The sequence below is a fragment of the Gimesia sp. genome (assembly GCF_048262075.1).
Taxonomy (GTDB): domain Bacteria; phylum Planctomycetota; class Planctomycetia; order Planctomycetales; family Planctomycetaceae; genus Gimesia.
On record NZ_JBLXFK010000009.1, the window covers coordinates 75,800 to 91,887 of the forward strand.

General features: G+C 50.2%; 10 protein-coding genes. 8 read left to right on the forward strand and 2 right to left on the reverse strand.

Translation table 11 applies throughout. The features are described 5' to 3' along the window. The first annotated feature begins 20 nt into the window (after positions 1-20). From ACN0YH_RS17775 to ACN0YH_RS17790, 4 genes are all read left to right on the forward strand, one after another. Positions 21-944 (forward strand): DUF1559 domain-containing protein, encoded by a 924-nt coding sequence (locus ACN0YH_RS17775; RefSeq protein ID WP_417380928.1) that lies wholly within the window; start codon positions 21-23, stop codon positions 942-944. 85 nt (positions 945-1,029) lie between these two features. Beyond that, positions 1,030-1,452 carry a hypothetical protein gene (locus tag ACN0YH_RS17780; protein WP_145231382.1) on the forward strand — a complete coding sequence of 141 codons (423 nt, stop codon included), beginning with the start codon at positions 1,030-1,032 and terminating at the stop codon, positions 1,450-1,452. A 179-nt stretch (positions 1,453-1,631) separates the two neighbouring features. Further along, entirely contained in the window at positions 1,632-4,625 is a 2,994-nt protein-coding gene (locus ACN0YH_RS17785) for a PSD1 and planctomycete cytochrome C domain-containing protein (RefSeq protein WP_417380929.1), read from the forward strand. Positions 4,626-4,648: 23 nt separating this feature from the next. Further along, positions 4,649-6,097 carry a DUF1501 domain-containing protein gene (locus ACN0YH_RS17790; RefSeq protein ID WP_417380930.1) on the forward strand — a complete coding sequence of 483 codons (1,449 nt, stop codon included), beginning with the start codon at positions 4,649-4,651 and terminating at the stop codon, positions 6,095-6,097. An 84-nt stretch (positions 6,098-6,181) separates the two neighbouring features. On the opposite strand, the gene ACN0YH_RS17795 is transcribed toward ACN0YH_RS17790, so the two are convergent. After that, complete coding sequence (locus ACN0YH_RS17795) at positions 6,182-7,324, reverse strand: DUF1559 domain-containing protein (protein WP_417380931.1); 1,143 nt, start codon at positions 7,322-7,324, stop codon at positions 6,182-6,184. Between the two features lie 730 nt (positions 7,325-8,054). Between ACN0YH_RS17795 and ACN0YH_RS17800 the strand changes: the two genes are divergently transcribed. Both ACN0YH_RS17800 and ACN0YH_RS17805 read left to right on the forward strand, forming a co-directional pair. Then, positions 8,055-11,162, forward strand: a complete 3,108-nt coding sequence (locus tag ACN0YH_RS17800; protein WP_417380932.1) for a PSD1 and planctomycete cytochrome C domain-containing protein — start codon at positions 8,055-8,057, stop codon at positions 11,160-11,162. 135 nt (positions 11,163-11,297) lie between these two features. Continuing rightward, positions 11,298-12,731, forward strand: coding sequence for a DUF1501 domain-containing protein (locus ACN0YH_RS17805; protein WP_417380933.1), 1,434 nt, complete (start codon positions 11,298-11,300; stop codon positions 12,729-12,731). 64 nt (positions 12,732-12,795) lie between these two features. On the opposite strand, the gene ACN0YH_RS17810 is transcribed toward ACN0YH_RS17805, so the two are convergent. Further along, positions 12,796-13,740, reverse strand: a complete 945-nt coding sequence (locus tag ACN0YH_RS17810; protein WP_417380934.1) for a sugar nucleotide-binding protein — start codon at positions 13,738-13,740, stop codon at positions 12,796-12,798. A gap of 628 nt (positions 13,741-14,368) precedes the next feature. On the opposite strand from ACN0YH_RS17810, the gene ACN0YH_RS17815 reads away from it, so the two are divergent. Beyond that, positions 14,369-15,379: a hypothetical protein gene (locus ACN0YH_RS17815; RefSeq protein WP_417380935.1), complete on the forward strand. Its 1,011-nt coding sequence runs from the start codon at positions 14,369-14,371 to the stop codon at positions 15,377-15,379. 81 nt (positions 15,380-15,460) lie between these two features. Next, positions 15,461-15,757 (forward strand): hypothetical protein, encoded by a 297-nt coding sequence (locus tag ACN0YH_RS17820; protein ID WP_417380936.1) that lies wholly within the window; start codon positions 15,461-15,463, stop codon positions 15,755-15,757. The last annotated feature ends 331 nt before the right edge of the window (positions 15,758-16,088 follow it).

Below are 16,088 nucleotides of genomic sequence, written 5' to 3' on the forward strand. Positions count from 1 at the left end.
ATTCAACCCAAGGAGAACTTATGTTCGTCGCTCGCAAACATGACTATCGCATGCGTTCCGCATTTACGTTAATTGAGTTGCTGGTCGTCATCGCCATCATTGCGATATTGATCGCCTTATTACTGCCCGCGGTACAGCAGGCACGCGAAGCAGCCCGCCGCAGTACCTGTAAAAACAATTTAAAGCAACTGGGACTGGCGCTACATAATTATCACGAAACACATCGGCTGTTTCCCCCGGGAATGATATATCGAGTTGTGACGCCATCCTCACCATCAGGAAAACGAACTCCCTTTTGCCTGCATCTGCTGCCTTATATTGACAAGGCCAATGTATACAACCTGTACGATCATGACCAGAACTGGCATGCGACCGTGCATGATCCTCAACCAGCCGGCAACGGTGTGCGACTGGTACCGCTTCCAGTCTGGCAATGTCCTACCGATCGAGAAGCCATCTGGAATTCCAATCCGGATGGAAGTATTCGAGGAAACTATGGTGTCAACTGGGGGCAGGGCACATTTGGAACTCAAATCAAACCCGCGCCATTTAAAAATGCATTCGGAGCCAAAATGCGGGATATCACAGATGGTTCCAGCAACACCCTGGCCATGATGGAGATGCTGAAGCCAGCCACGGGTGCAGACGATTATCGAGCCTGGATCTGGAATGATGAACCGGAAAGTGTCGTCATGACACGCGTCGGTCCCAACAGTTCGGCTCCCGATCTGGTTACGCATTGTGTCTCGGAAGGACAGCGTCTCCCCTGCACAGGTTCCATCTCGGGAAATGATCGCAGCAATGCCTCACGCAGTCTGCATGTGGGGGGAGTTCATGCCTTGATGTGTGATGGTGCCGTCCGTTTCATTTCTGAAAATATTGATCTTAACACCTGGCAAAGTCTGAGCAGTATGAGTGGCGAAGAAGTGATCGGCGAATTTTAAACAATTCGTGCGGACTCACTTCCTGAACATCCATCATATATGACCTGCTTAAAGGAATCCAGGAGATTCCGAGAAGGGCTGACCGATGAAATTACAGACTTGTCTGATGCTGATATTATATAGTGCAGCTGTTATCGGGCTGGGAGGTTGTAACAACCAAAGCACATTCGAGCGAACCCAGGTGGAAGGCGTAGTGACTTTGAATGGCAATCCGGTGGAACAGGGGGTCATCACATTTATCCCTGCCGGCAAAGGGGCTTCTGCTGGAGCGAAAATTGAATCGGGAAAATTTGCCATTCCTAAAGAAACTGGCCCCAGCCCGGGAGAGTATAAAGTGGAAATTGATTCCAGTATTCCTACCGGCAAACAGATTCTGGATACCGATGGTGAAACAATGGTTACCGAATATGAAAACGGCATCCCACCCCGCTTCAACAGGCAAACGGAACTGACAGTCACGCTCAAAGAGGGCAATAATCAACAGCTTTTCGATCTGGAAACCAAATAGAGAATCGCCTGCTTCACTCTGGCGTCTCTCATTTTATCCCCTGAGACGCCTGGCTCAGGTTAGTTTTTCCAATCAAGCATACATTGAATGGCCCTGTCGTTTATAATGATAAAGTCAGAGCAGACACAGCTCACGTGTACGAGCTATTACTTCTCACTCCAGAGAGATAGAAAAAACAGATGATTGTTCTTCCTCCATTCTTTGTTTCACGACTCTTTTGCCTGGCTCTCTTTCTGACAATTGCTGTCTCAGCAACGTGCGCTGCACCTGATTTTAAAGAGCAGGTTGTCCCGATTTTGCAGCAGCACTGCATACGCTGCCATAACGAGAGTACAAAGGATGGTGGACTCTCCCTGGAAACTAAGCAGGGGGCACTGGCAGGCGGAGAAAACGGTCGCATTCTGATGCCAGGTGTAGCGGATGAGAGTATACTCCTCGATTATGTAACGGGCCCTGAACCGGAGATGCCCAAAAAGGGAGAACCGCTCAGCAAAGCGGAAATTGAAACACTCCGCAACTGGATCAATGCCGGTGCCGTCTGGCCTGCCGCGTTTCGTATTCAGGAAGCACAGCTCAACGATTATGACTGGTGGTCCTTTCAGCCCTTAATGCAACCAGATTTACCCGATCTGACCGACAAAGAACAAAAGCAGGTTCGCACCCCTGTTGACGCATTTCTGCTGGCCAGGCTCCGCAAAGCCGGGTTGAATTATTCCCCACCCGCCGACCGCCGTACGTTGATCCGCCGTATCTATTTCGATCTAATCGGCTTACCTCCCACGCCGGAGGAAGTCGAGACCTTCGTCAAAGATCCTGATCCGCGTGCTTATGAAATTATGGTCGACCGACTGCTGGCTTCTCCCCGTTACGGGGAGCGCTGGGCGCGGCACTGGCTGGATGTGGTTCATTACGCGGACACACATGGCTACGACAAAGACAAACTCCGTGAAAACGCCTGGCCTTACCGGGATTACGTCATTCGTTCTCTGAATGAAGACAGACCTTACGCACAATTTATTCAACAGCAACTGGCTGGTGATGTACTCCTACCCAACAGTCCCATGTCACCAGACAGTACTCCCGCCACCGGATTCATCGTCGCAGGCCCCTTCGACTGGGTTGGCCAGATTGAAATCAGCGAAAAACTGATCGAGAAAAAGATCACCCGCAATCTCGATCGCGACGACATGGTCGCCACCGTCATGAATACCACGGTCAGTCTGACGGTCCAGTGCGCCCGCTGCCACAATCACAAGTTCGATCCAATTTCTCAGGAAGACTACTACGGCCTGCAGGCCGTCTTCGCCGGCATCGATCGCGCCGAGCGTAGCTATGATCTTGATCACGAAACTGCTCAACGACGTAACATTCTGCTGTCGGAACAGGCCCGGGTCCAACAACTGCATCAGGAACTCGATACTCAGATCAGGAAACGGGGTGGAGCCGAACTGCCCCGTCTCGAAGCAGAACTCAAACAGGCTCAAAACGCGAAAGAAGGGCAGAGTGTCGAATTTGGCTATCACAGTCAGATTGAAAAGTCAGACAGCTTTCCCAAATGGGTGCAGTTGAATTTTAAACAGCCGATGACCGCCGAAAAGATCAGACTGATTCCTGCCTTTGACAATTACAACAACATCGGCGCCGGCTTCGGTTTCCCCCGGCGGTTCAAACTGGAAATTTCAGAGACCCCTGATTTCAAATCGACCACCGTCATCGCCGATTTTACGGGCCAGGACTACGCAAACCCCGGTACAACACCTTTGGAGATTGAGCTCAAAGGAGAACGGATTCAGTATCTGCGAATGACCGCCACAAAACTCGCCCCCCGCTCCAATGATTTCATTTTCGCGCTGGGAGAAATTCAGGTCCTCGCGAAGGGAGACCGAAATCTGGCAAAACAGGCGCAGGTAACCTCGCTGGATTCAATCGATGTTCACCCCCGCTGGGCCCGCAAGAATCTGATCGATGGTAATTTTTATCAGAGCCTGGAATACTACGAGGATCTGGCCAAACTGAAACAGAAACGGGATGATCTGCTGGCCAGCCTGTCGTCCGAGGAAGAGAAAAATAATCTCCGCGACTGGACTCTCAGAATCAAACAGGCTCAGTCGAATCTCGACAAACTTCCGAAGCCTGAAAAGGTCTTCGCAGCGGCCACCGATTTCCCTGCGAAAGGTAACTTTCGACCAACGGGAGGAGAGCCGCGTCCCGTGTTTCTGCTCAGTCGGGGCAGTGAAAAAGCACCGATCCGGGAGGTTGCAGCTTCCGCCCCGAACCTGATCGACGGACTTAACGGTGATTTGCATCTGAAAGATCCAGACAACGAAGGAGCCCGCCGCCTGGCGCTGGCAAACTGGATCGTCAGCCCCCGCAACCCACTCACGTGGCGTTCCATTGTGAACCGTGTCTGGCTCTATCATTTTGGTAAAGCCATCGTCGACACACCGAATGACTTTGGCAAAATGGGAGCCAAACCTACACATCCGGAGTTGCTTGACTACCTGGCCAGCCGCTTCCGCGATGAAGGACAGTCTCTCAAAGATCTGCATCGACTCATCGTCTTAAGCACCGCCTATCGACAATCATCACGCACCAGTCCCAAAGGGAATCAGCTTGACGGCGATAACCGTCTGCTCTGGCGCATGAACCGCCGCAAACTGGAAGCAGAAGCGATTCGTGATTCCGTCCTGCAGATCAGTGGAAAACTGGATCTCCAAATGTATGGACCGGGTGACCGACTGTTTGTACTGGAGAAACCACAGCATTCTCCCCACTATCTCTATCAAAAGTATGATCCCGCGACAGCGGAAAAGCATCGTCGCTCCATCTATCGATTTATCGTCCGCTCGGTCCCCGATCCGTTCATGGAATCGCTGGATTGTGCCGACCCTTCGCAGATCACTCCCAAGCGAATTGAAACCTTGACGGCACTCCAGGCGCTCTCCCTGTTAAATGACCCGTTTATGGTCAGCATGTCAGTTTTTTTTGCAGAGAATATCGAGCCCCAATCAGCCGACTTGACGACTCAAATCAGCCAGGCATTTCAATCAGCACTAGGCAGGGAACCAGGGCCGGATGAACTGAAAATATTAAAGAATATCGGCCAACAGCATGGGCTGATAAATGTTTGTCGCCTGATTTTAAACAGCAACGAATTTATCTTTATCGATTAATCAAACACGCAGAAAGTGATCTTATGGATCGTCGAGAGTTTCTGATGTCAGCCGGCGGTGGACTGGGGGGAATGGCCCTGGCTTCGCTGCTGCAAAATGATCAACTACTGGCAGAATCTCACACCAGCACACAGACGCTGCATCACCCGCCAAAAGCGAAACGTGTTGTCCAGCTTTACATGTCAGGTGCCGCCAGTCAGTGTGATACGTTCGACTACAAACCGCAGTTGATCAAAGACAATGGCAACGACTGGGATCCCGGGGAACAGGTACAGCTCTTTCAGTCCTCACCGGGCAAAACCATGCAGGCCCCCTGGAAGTGGAAACAATATGGCCAATCTGGGAAGTGGCTGAATGAATGCGTCGCACCGCTGGGAGACTGCGTAGACGACATGGCTTTCATTCACAATATGGTCAGCAAGTCGAATGTGCATGGTCCCGCGACTTTCATGCAGGCTACCGGATTCATTCTGCCCGGATTTCCCGGCATGGGCGCCTGGGTCAGCTACGGCCTTGGCAGTATGACCGATAATCTTCCCACGTTCGTCGTGCTACCCGACCCGCGCGGCTTCGCGCCCAATGGTGCCGCGAACTGGTCAGCCGGCTTTCTGCCCGCCAATAACCAGGGGACCATGATTCGCCCGAATTCTAAAACTCCCATCTCTAATTTATTTCCCCCTGAGAATGACTTTATCACCCGAAAAAGTGATCGCGATGTTTTAACAGCTCTCAAACAGCTTAATCAAAAACACGAGCAGGATCGCGACGGTGATTCTCGACTGAATGCGCGGATTCAATCCTATGAACTCGCCGCCAAAATGCAGCTGCAGGCACCGGAAGTCCTTGATCTTTCCGGCGAAACAAAAAGTACACTTCAGATGTACGGCCTGGATACCGTCGATTTCGAAGTTCAGGAAGGCATCAGCGAAGCAGCTGAGATTGCGTATTTCGGTAGAAACTGTCTTGTGGCCCGTCGCATGCTGGAACAGGGAGTGCGTTTCGTACAAATCTGGTCGGGTGCCGACAACGGCCATCCCCGCCGCAACTGGGATTCGCACGAAGATATCAAACGCGATCACTGGCCTTTAGGGCGGGGTATGTCTATCGGAGCTTCTGCGTTAATCAAAGACCTGAAACAGCGGGGTATGCTCGATGATACCATCATTCTCTGGACGACCGAATTTGGCAGAATGCCCTGCAGTCAAGGCAGTAAAGGGCGCGACCACAATCCGTTTGTCTTCAGCAACTGGCTGGCCGGAGGCGGTATCAAAGGGGGTACGACTTATGGCGAATCAGATCAGTGGTCCTTCAAACCGGCAGATCCTGCCAATCCGACGATGTGCTACGATGTGCACGCGACGATCTTACATCAGCTTGGCATTGATCATGAAAAACTGACCTTCAGGCACAACGGCATTGATCGTCGTCTGACCGATGTACACGGCCATGTAATTACAGACATCATTTCCTGATTATTACAACAAAAAAAACGAGTGACCGGTTCAGATCCAGTCACTCGTTTTCTCTTTAAAAGATTCGTTGAATCAGGTCTTCGACTATTCGAAGTTACCCTTAGTCAACTGAGCATCCAACCATGGGCCAGAGAAGCACTCGGAAGGACGCAACTCAACTGTGGCATCGGTATAACCAGATCCACCTGTAGCAGAACCAGTGAAACCTGGGTTCAGGAAGCCATCACCATTGAGGTCAACAATTGCTTTTACACTGCCATCTGCCATCAGGATATTGCAGATCTTATTACGTCCACGACCGTGCCATGCAAACCAGTCACGTGAATCCTGCAACCACAGGATACCGTCTGAACCGGGAGTTCCGACACGATTGGGATCTGGCAGTTCTGTTGGAATAGCTCCTACAACATTGGTACCGGTTGGCATCAGATCAATGGCAGTTGAATTCCAGTAAGCAGGACCATCATTGAAAGATTCAGCCAGACGTTCACCAGCATCAAGGAAACCGGGAATCGAGTGACTTAATACCGCTTCACCAACGTCACCAGGGGCTCCGCAGCCCATGAAGGAGACAGCAGAAGAAGCGACGCGGGAAGAATCAAGACGACGAATCGTCAATGGTCCCAGTGTACCGCCAAAACCCTTCAATCCAGCAGATGTTACACCAGCGGATGTTTTGGGAGCAGAGCGAACCAGGAACCAGCTGGATGCATAGTTCGTGCCGTAACCGTCTTCCAGCAGCTTGGCAACCTGAAGCAGACGAGCGTCTGTTCCTTCAGTTCCAGTGGTCCAGGTAGCACAAACGCCTTCACTCAGGCGTGACAGCGGAGCTGAGTCCTTGTTACTGGTGTTAGCGACACCAATCATGTCGTTCAGCTTTTCAGATCCCAGCAGAGTGGAGGAAGGGCACAGCATCTTCTGGGGAAGACCTGAACCGCTGTTAACCATATCAGCAACCCAGCCCCAGGTGTCAGGACATCCATCACGACGGAAGTCGTAGGCACCCGTGCAGTATCGACCACTGGGGTCAGTAGAAGCGAAGGAGTGCATGGAAAGACCGAATTGACGCAAGTTGCTTTTGCACTGTGAAGACCGTGCAGATTCCCGAGCTGCGAATACTGCTGGAATCAGCAGAGCAGCCAATAACGCGATGATCGAAATCACCACCAGAAGTTCAATCAGAGTAAAACCTGATCGTTTCGTGTTATGAGCACGTGATTTTTGCATTGTGTTTCCTGTTTTTTAAAAAGTTGCTTGAAGTTTACGCGAACAATGAAGGCTAAAAACAATTGATTTTGATTTTGAAAGAAACAGGCCATCCCCATCAGCTTGGCGTTGGATGCATGAAACTGAACTGCTCTCCCCTTGAACTCTTATACTCACTCAGTTTTCTTAAAACTCACTCACTTCGAATTCGATTTGTAACGTGCATCTGAAAAATAGTTTGCCGGCTGTATTTCTCAGATGGGCATACGGTATCGTGCGACTGTGAAGTTTTTTCCCCCCGTTACGTTAAGAAGCAATGAATAATGCGTAGCATAATTGATCAAATACGGCGTATTATTAGCGTTTCATTAATATACAGTTAGGTTTCTGCGGTGATCTTCATAAAAATGTGCTGCGTTTCAGGCTACCTGATAGAGACAAAACTTGAATTTCCCCATCCAAAGCTCGTATAATTATGGGAGAAATATCAGGAGCCGGACTGATAAAACCGGATCCTAAGTCACCTGCTCAAAGAGTGTTAGAACTACTACGAGCTACCCCCACTTTGAGGAAAGTGGCGGACCGGTATTCACTCGTGTTTGATTTTGAGATTGAGAAATCATTCCGATTCACAGAAAATCCGGGTTTGCAGCCTGCCAGACCAGACTTCATGTTTTGTCAAAGCCGCCTCGCTTTTTCCCTGTAACGGTTCTGATTTCTGATCTTTCTCCGTAGACCGAAAGAAAAGATCATGTTCGCTCGAACGATCAGCCTGTTCGCTGCCTTTTGTGTTGTATTTGCATGCATTCTGCATCTAAACGCAGAGCCGGAAACGCCCCCTGCTTCTAATCAGACTCTCGACTTTGCGACCGACATTCGCCCTTTACTTTCCGACGCCTGTTTCTCATGTCATGGTCCTGATCCCGAACATCGTGAAGCGGAACTCAGACTGGATTTGAAAGAAGCCGTCTTCGCAGATCACAATGGGCAGGCGTTGATCGTACCAGGCAAACCTGCTGACAGCCTGATTTATCTACGCATGACTGCTGCCGATGAATCCGAACGCATGCCTCCCGCTGACTCCGGGAAAAAACTATCTGATTCCGACATTGCAAATATTCGGAAGTGGATTGAATCAGGAGCCCCCTGGGCTTCGCACTGGGCCTTTCAAACACCCGTTAAACCAGCGTTACCTCAAGTCAGACAACCAGAATTAATTCAAAACCCCATAGATGCATTCGTACTGGAAAAACTGGAACAGCAGGCATTAACCTTCTCGGAATCTGCAGATCGAACGACACTCCTGCGACGGTTAAGTCTGGATCTGATCGGCCTGCCGCCGAGCATCAAAGAAATCGATCGTTTTCTTGCTGACAAAAGCCCTGATGCATATCAGAAACAGGTAACACGCCTGCTGACTTCACCCCATTATGGAGAACGCTGGGGACGTCTCTGGCTCGACGCTGCACGCTATGCCGATTCCAACGGCTATGAAAAAGATGCACCCCGCGAAGTCTGGCTCTATCGTGACTGGGTCATTGATGCATTCAATCAGAATCTGCCCTACGACCAATTTATCATTGAACAGGTCGCCGGTGATCTACTGCCTCAGGCAACACAGGATCAGAAAATTGCCACGGGTTTCATGCGAAATTCAATGCTCAATGAGGAAGGGGGCATCGACCCGGAAGAATTTCGTATGGCTGCCATGTTCGATCGCATGGATACGATCGGAAAAAGTATTCTCGGACTGACGCTGCAATGCAGCCAATGCCATTCCCATAAGTACGATCCGTTAACTCATGAAAATTACTATCAGATTTTCGCCTGTATTAACAACTCATATGAAGCCAGTATGCGAGGTTATACAAATGAAGAACAGCAGCAGCGGGAAAAGCTGTTTACAGAAATCGAATCCATCGAAAGATCCCTCAAAACATCCCTGCCAGACTGGTCTCAACGCATGGCCGCATGGGAAAAGCAAGTACAGCAGAAGCAACCTGTCTGGCATGTCATGAAGCTGAAAAATATCGACAGTAATTCCCAGCGCTACTTTGAGCAACCCGATCATTCCATGCTGGCACAGGGTTATGCCCCGTCCCGGTTCACTTCGAACTTTGAAGCCGAGACCGATGCCTCCGAGATCACTGCTATCCGACTGGAACTGTTAAACCACCCCAATCTGCCAGCAGGAGGCCCGGGTCGCGCCACATCCGGTCTCTGTGCCCTGACCGACATCAAACTTTCTGTCGAAGATCTCAAGAACCCCGAGCAGAAAACCAATATCAAATTCACAGAAGCCACCGCCGATTTCAGTAATCCCCGACTCCAGCTACAGTATCCATATGAAGATAAAAAGGGAGTCCGTGGCTTTACCGGACCGGTCAGCTACGCGATTGATGGAGACAACTCAACAGCCTGGGGAATTGACGCGGGACCGGGGCGTGTTAACCAGCCGCACGAAGCTGTCTTTCGCGCCGAAAAACCATTCGGTTACCCGGAGGGCAGTAAATTAAAAATTAGTCTGGTGCAGATGCATGGTGGCTGGAATAGTGATAACAATCAGACGATGAACCTCGGCCGTTTCCGCATTTCCTGGAGCAATAGTCAGAATGCACAGGCAGATCCCGTTCCCGATCAGGTCAGAGAAATTCTGGCAATACCAGTTGCAGAACGCACGCCCCAACAGCAGCAGCAGGTCTTCAGCTACTGGCGGACCACTGTCCCCGAGTGGAAAGCAGAAAACGAGCGAATCGAAACACTCTGGCAACAGCATCCGGAAGGAACGACACAACTGGTTTACCAGGAACGGCCTCAGCCCCGTCAGACACATCTGCTGGATCGTGGCGACTTCCTCAAACAGAAACAGGTCGTGCAGCCAGGAGTGCCTGGTTTCCTGAACTCACTCCCCACAGAGACCCCCGTGGATCGACTGACATTTGCCCGTTGGCTTGTGGATCGTCAATCCCCGACAGCAGCTCGCGCGATCGTAAACCGGGTCTGGCAGGCTTACTTTGGCCAGGGAATTGTTTCAACCAGTGAAGATCTCGGCTCCCAGGGAGCCGCGCCCACGCATCGAAAACTACTGGACTGGTTGTCAGTCTGGTTTATGGACGAAGGCTGGGATCTGAAAAAACTTCATACCCTCATTGTGTCATCCCGTACCTATCAACAGTCATCTAAGGTCAGCCCTGAATTGATTACGAAAGATCCCTATAACCGCCTGCTGGCCCGGGGACCGCGCCACCGTGTCGACGCGGAACTTGTCCGTGATATCGCCTTGAGAGCCAGCAGTTTATTGAACCCTGAAATCGGCGGCCCGTCCGTGTATCCGCCGGCCCCCGCCTTCCTGTTTGACAAACCGGCCAGCTATGGTCCCAAAACCTGGAATGTAGATAAAGATGCCGACCGCTATCGTCGTGCAATCTATACCTTCCGGTTTCGCTCGGTTCCCTATCCAATGCTCCAGGCATTTGATGCTCCCAATGGTGATATTTCCACCGTCAAACGCACACGTTCCAATACACCGCTGCAGGCTTTGACCACACTCAATGAAACCCTGTTCATGGAATGTGCAATCGGACTTGCAGAGACTACGCTTTCTACAAAGTCTGCAACTGAGGAAGAACGGATTGAAATGGCTTTTCGAAGCTGCGTATCCCGTTATCCGACTGCTGTGGAAAAACAGGTACTGACTCGTTTCCTGAACAGGCAGCGCCAATATTTTGACGACCATCCCACAGAAGCAAAACAGATTTCCGCTAAGGGAAAAGTCAAAGATACTACTCCCGATTTTGCTGCCTGGGTCGCCCTGTCACGGGTGCTGCTCAATATGGACGAGACGATCACCAAAGAATAGCTGATTATCGAATTGAACTAGAACGCATCACATTTAATCATAGCGTCTCTCAAACTACTATACTCGGTTCAAATAGCCCCGGAGACGCTACAGTAAAACTGGACACAGTCTAGTGAACTTTAACAGGTGAAGCTGATGAATAACTTAAATCCCCCGGCACATCCGCTGGCCCGCCGCTGGTTTCTGGAACAATGTGGAGTCGGCCTCGGAGCAATCGCCGTCAATCAATTGCTCCAGGAATCCGGTTACGCTGACAGTTCAAATCGTGATGCAGCACAAGATCCGCTGGCGTCCAGGCAACCACACCATCCCCCCAAGGCGAAAAATATCATTTTCCTGTTTATGGGCGGGGGACCAAGTCACCTGGAACTGTTCGATAATAAACCAGTGCTGGGCAAGTTTGATGGACAACTGCCACCCGAAGACCTGTTAAAAGGGTACCGCGCTGCGTTTATCAATCCGAATTCCAAATTTCTCGGCCCCAAGTTTAAATTTGCAAGACATGGGGAATGCGGGGCAGAAGTTTCTGAAATTCTGCCTCACCTCGCTGAAGTTGTCGATGATACTGCCATCGTCAAGAGTATGAAAACCGACGCCTTTAATCATGCTCCCGCCCAGATACAGGCTCTGACCGGATCTCAGTTATTTGGCAAACCCAGCCTGGGTGCCTGGACCATTTATGGTCTGGGCAGCGAATCGAAAAACCTTCCCGGCTTTGTTGTTTTCAGTTCAGGAAACAAAGGCCCCAGTGGCGGCAGCTCCTGCTGGGGAAGTGGCTTTCTGCCTTCTACACATCAAGGTGTCATGTTCCGCGGGGGACAGGAGCCGGTGCTCTACCTGCAGAACCCTCCCGGAGTCTCTGCACAATTGCAACGTGATTCGCTGGATACACTCAAGGCTTTGAATCAGAATCACCTTGAACAGGTCGGTGATCCTGAGATTGCCACCCGGATCAATTCTTTTGAAATGGCCTATCGCATGCAATCGAGTGCTCCCGATGTCATGGACCTGGGTCAGGAAACCAAAGAGACACTCGATCTGTATGGCGCAGAACCGGGTAAAACGTCATTTGCAAATAACTGCCTGCTGGCCCGTCGACTGGTAGAACGGGGGGTTCGCTGTGTGCAGTTGTTTCATGAATCCTGGGATCAGCATGGCGGACTGGTCAGTGGATTAAAAAACAACTGCAAAGCCACTGACCAGGCTTCTGCGGCTTTAATCAAAGATCTCAAACAGCGAGGTCTGTTAAACGACACGCTTGTCGTGTGGGGAGGAGAATTCGGTCGCACCCCCATGGTACAGGGGGGCAATGACGGTCGCGACCATCACCCCAATGCCTTCACCATGTGGCTGGCCGGCGGGGGGATTAAAGGGGGAACCACCATTGGTGGCTCTGATGATTTCGGCTTCAATGTGATCGAAGATGAAGTCCCCGTCTACGATCTGCATGCTACGATACTGCACTTGCTGGGACTGAATCCGGATCGACTCTCGTTCCGTTTCCAGGGACTTGATCAAAAACTGATCGGTGTCAACCCGGCGAAAATCGTCACAAAAATACTGGCCTGATACAAAAGTAAACCCCTGGTCTAAACTGACCAGGGGTTTACTTTTTTGATTTTTTCAACGCGTATCAGGCAGCAATTTCCTGCTCATAGAGCCGAGCCGGTGCATTGTTCAAACGGTTCAGATAACCATTGTGCTGCTGATCGAGCAGACGCTGCAGTCCATCATCCAGCATCGGCATGGAAATGCTGAGTGACCGACGAATTTTACGTGTATGCAGAGAAGTTTCGCCGTTGGCAAAACCTGTGGTGCGTTCATTAAGAACTGTAGCCCGCGGAAGTACCGGCACAGTCAGCCCGAATGTGGCAGCCAGACGCTGCACAAATTCGATCGGGCTGATACGCTCGCCACCAGCGACATGGAAGGTTCCCGTCAATCGTTCCTGATAAGCGTGTTCGATGATCGCTGCCAGGTCCGTTGCCAGCAATGGTGTGGCATGCCGATAACAGTCCTGCTCAGAAAACGACCCGTTTTCCAGGGACTGTACCAGACTTTCTATCTGCCCCTGACCATAAGCCGCTGGGGTCCAGCCAAACACGTTGGTTCGAATAATCAGTGCGTTATCACACAGGCTGACTTCACGTTCAACCGCACGCAGTACTTCTGCCTGCTGGCTTTCACACAACCCCTGGCAGTCCTCTTCATGGAACATCCAGGGACCTGTAAATACAGCATCAGATGAAATATGCGTAAAGCGGGATGAATGCAGTTCAGCGGCATTCACCCAGTTGCGCACTGCGAGCACTGGATCCTTCGTTAAAAACTTCTCAGGATCAACAGTCCAGGCAGAATTTGCAGCAACGCCGCAATAGACCACCCAGTTGGGACGAACCATCGATAGCCAGTGCTCGGCTGTTTCGACATCGTCTTCCTGGTAAGTATGAGTTTCACATCCCTGGATGGAAACTGGTGATGCTGAAGTTAATCCGACAACCCGATATCGACTGGATAAACAGGTTGCAATATTTGCTCCGGCAACCGTATCAAGTCCAATAACCAGAACTGTTTCCACGCCGCGCCTCCATGCTTAGACGTTGTTGTTATATCAGTCAGTAAAAATTTCGTTCATTAAACTCTCGCTCAATACGAAACTCTTTGACATCTCAGTAGTTCTACGAAAGTTATTCTCGCAAACCAATCCATTTGTTTCGCGAGGGGCGGATTATAGATGGCATTCCTGATTTTCACCAACCCCAATTTTGAAGAGAAATTCATAGTGCCAGTTCAACCACTTACTCTCATTTCAATTTCAGGTTTCAACTGCAGAAAACGTTACCCCTTCCTAAGAATCCAGTGGACATAACGGTCTCTTTCGGAACGTGATTCCACACTGATTTTGATTCTGATGCAGAATTTTTTTTCAAAAAACAGATTGGAAATTGAAAAAAGATTAAAGGTTTGCCGCTTTTTTATTTCATTTCGTTCTTTCGTATTGACCTGATTCTGGAAAAGCAATATCTTCCCGCCTCACATTAGTGACCTCTGCGCCTGTTCTATAGGCTGGTCACTCACCTCCCACACTGATTACCCATCAATAGATTCGCACACAACACTTCAAGTTGATACCGCAGTGAGTTCCTTCCAAGGTAACGAATTCACTAAGCACCCCATATCATTGTCTTATTAAGATTTTGGAAACCATGTCCGTCTCGCGTCATTTACCGGATTATCCGATCCTGTTGGCTGGAGTTTCGACTCCTGTCGTAAAAGGACTGCGCGAGATGGGACTGCCGATAACAGAACTTCAGGACGATCTGGCACAATTGACGGGATATCAGTCATCCCGCTGGAATCTACTGCTGGTTGGTTCGCAGAAATGTTTTAATGAACAGGATTTGCAGACTCTCTCTCGCTGCAGGATCCCCATCATTGATCTGGCAGAATTCAATAACAAGACGGGCATAGGCCGCACGATTCCGGAACTGGCGAAAAAAGCCAACTCGGGAGTAGAACAGTTCAACTCGCAGTTTGTGGTTCAACTGAAAACCCGCATTCAACAATCGGGTGGTGCCTGGATCCGCCTGGGAGATTATCCTTATCCCTACCAGGGTGTCATCTGTTATGACGAATCCGCACTCGGAAATGATTTTCGCGAATTCTCAAACGTGATGAGCCCTTTACCCTTATCTCTGGATTTGCTGCATTGCCAATCGGAAGCAGAATGGCAGGCCGAATCAAATTCAGAAACTCAGAAAAAACTGCGTGTGGAATTGATCAGCAGATACCGTCAGGGTTTACCGGTTTCGCTCTCGTCTGTTTCCTCACGCGTCGAACTGAACCAGTTATTTCAAGACATTCACCTGGATCGCAAACAGATGTCTCTGGTCTGGGTGACGTCACTCGACACATTCTTTCGCTGGTGGAAACTGAGAAGCCAATTCTCAGTCAGTATTAATCGACTTTCTACCGGCTGGGAAACTATTATCTCTGGAAACTTCGAAGGATTCAGCCCTGCGTTGCAGATCTGGAGAAGCCAGCATTCAGCCACGGTTGCCTTATACCGGGGAGTGAATGAAATCCGAGATGATGTTACCGCGTTCGCGAACAACGCCGAACGCCATCCCGGAGGATTTACTGCACATTGGGCGGGAGTCTCTTCCAGCCTGATTCCATTTGACTTTAAAAATTTTGCAGCAGCTGCTGCTTCGTAAAAACTGACTTTCCCCATGAAAGCTTGATTTCAGCGATTGAATATTTCTCTCGCTATTTTGTAGAAGAAAAGGATTGAACTCATGAAACGTTTCGGAATTACGATGCTGGGTCTCGCGTTGATCGCCCTGACAACAGGTTGCCAGTGCGGAAGATATGGCTCATGTGGCAGCTGTAATTACGGTCCCACAATGGCACCCTTTAGTGGTGGCGGCGGTGGCTGTTCAACCGGTAACTGCGGTGTTGGTGCTCCTACTTATTCACCTCAAGGCGCTTACAACACTTACGATACGTATCAGTCAACAGCAAGTGCACCTGTGATTCAGGGAAATGTGCCTACGACTGCTTACGCACCACTGGATCCACTGCCGATGTATTAACACCCCCCGGGAATTCACTACTCCCGGGTGCTCCAGAGCGCATCACATTTAAGTCTGGCGGCTCTCAATCTAATAGACTCGGGCCAAACAGCATTGGAAACGCTACAGTAAAACTGGACACAGTCTATCAGCTCGGCCTGGTTCAGGCCGATGGGCAGGTGAAAATGCGCTCCGTACCAATCCCGGTCTGCGCGGAACAAAATACGGCAACAAACCAGTTGTTCGCAGAGATATGGATTGTATCTACAGTTCAGCCTTGATATACAGGTACTAATGTTATCCATCATCCCTGCTGCGCATGATCTGCGGGCGGAGTGATGGTCTTTGGTTT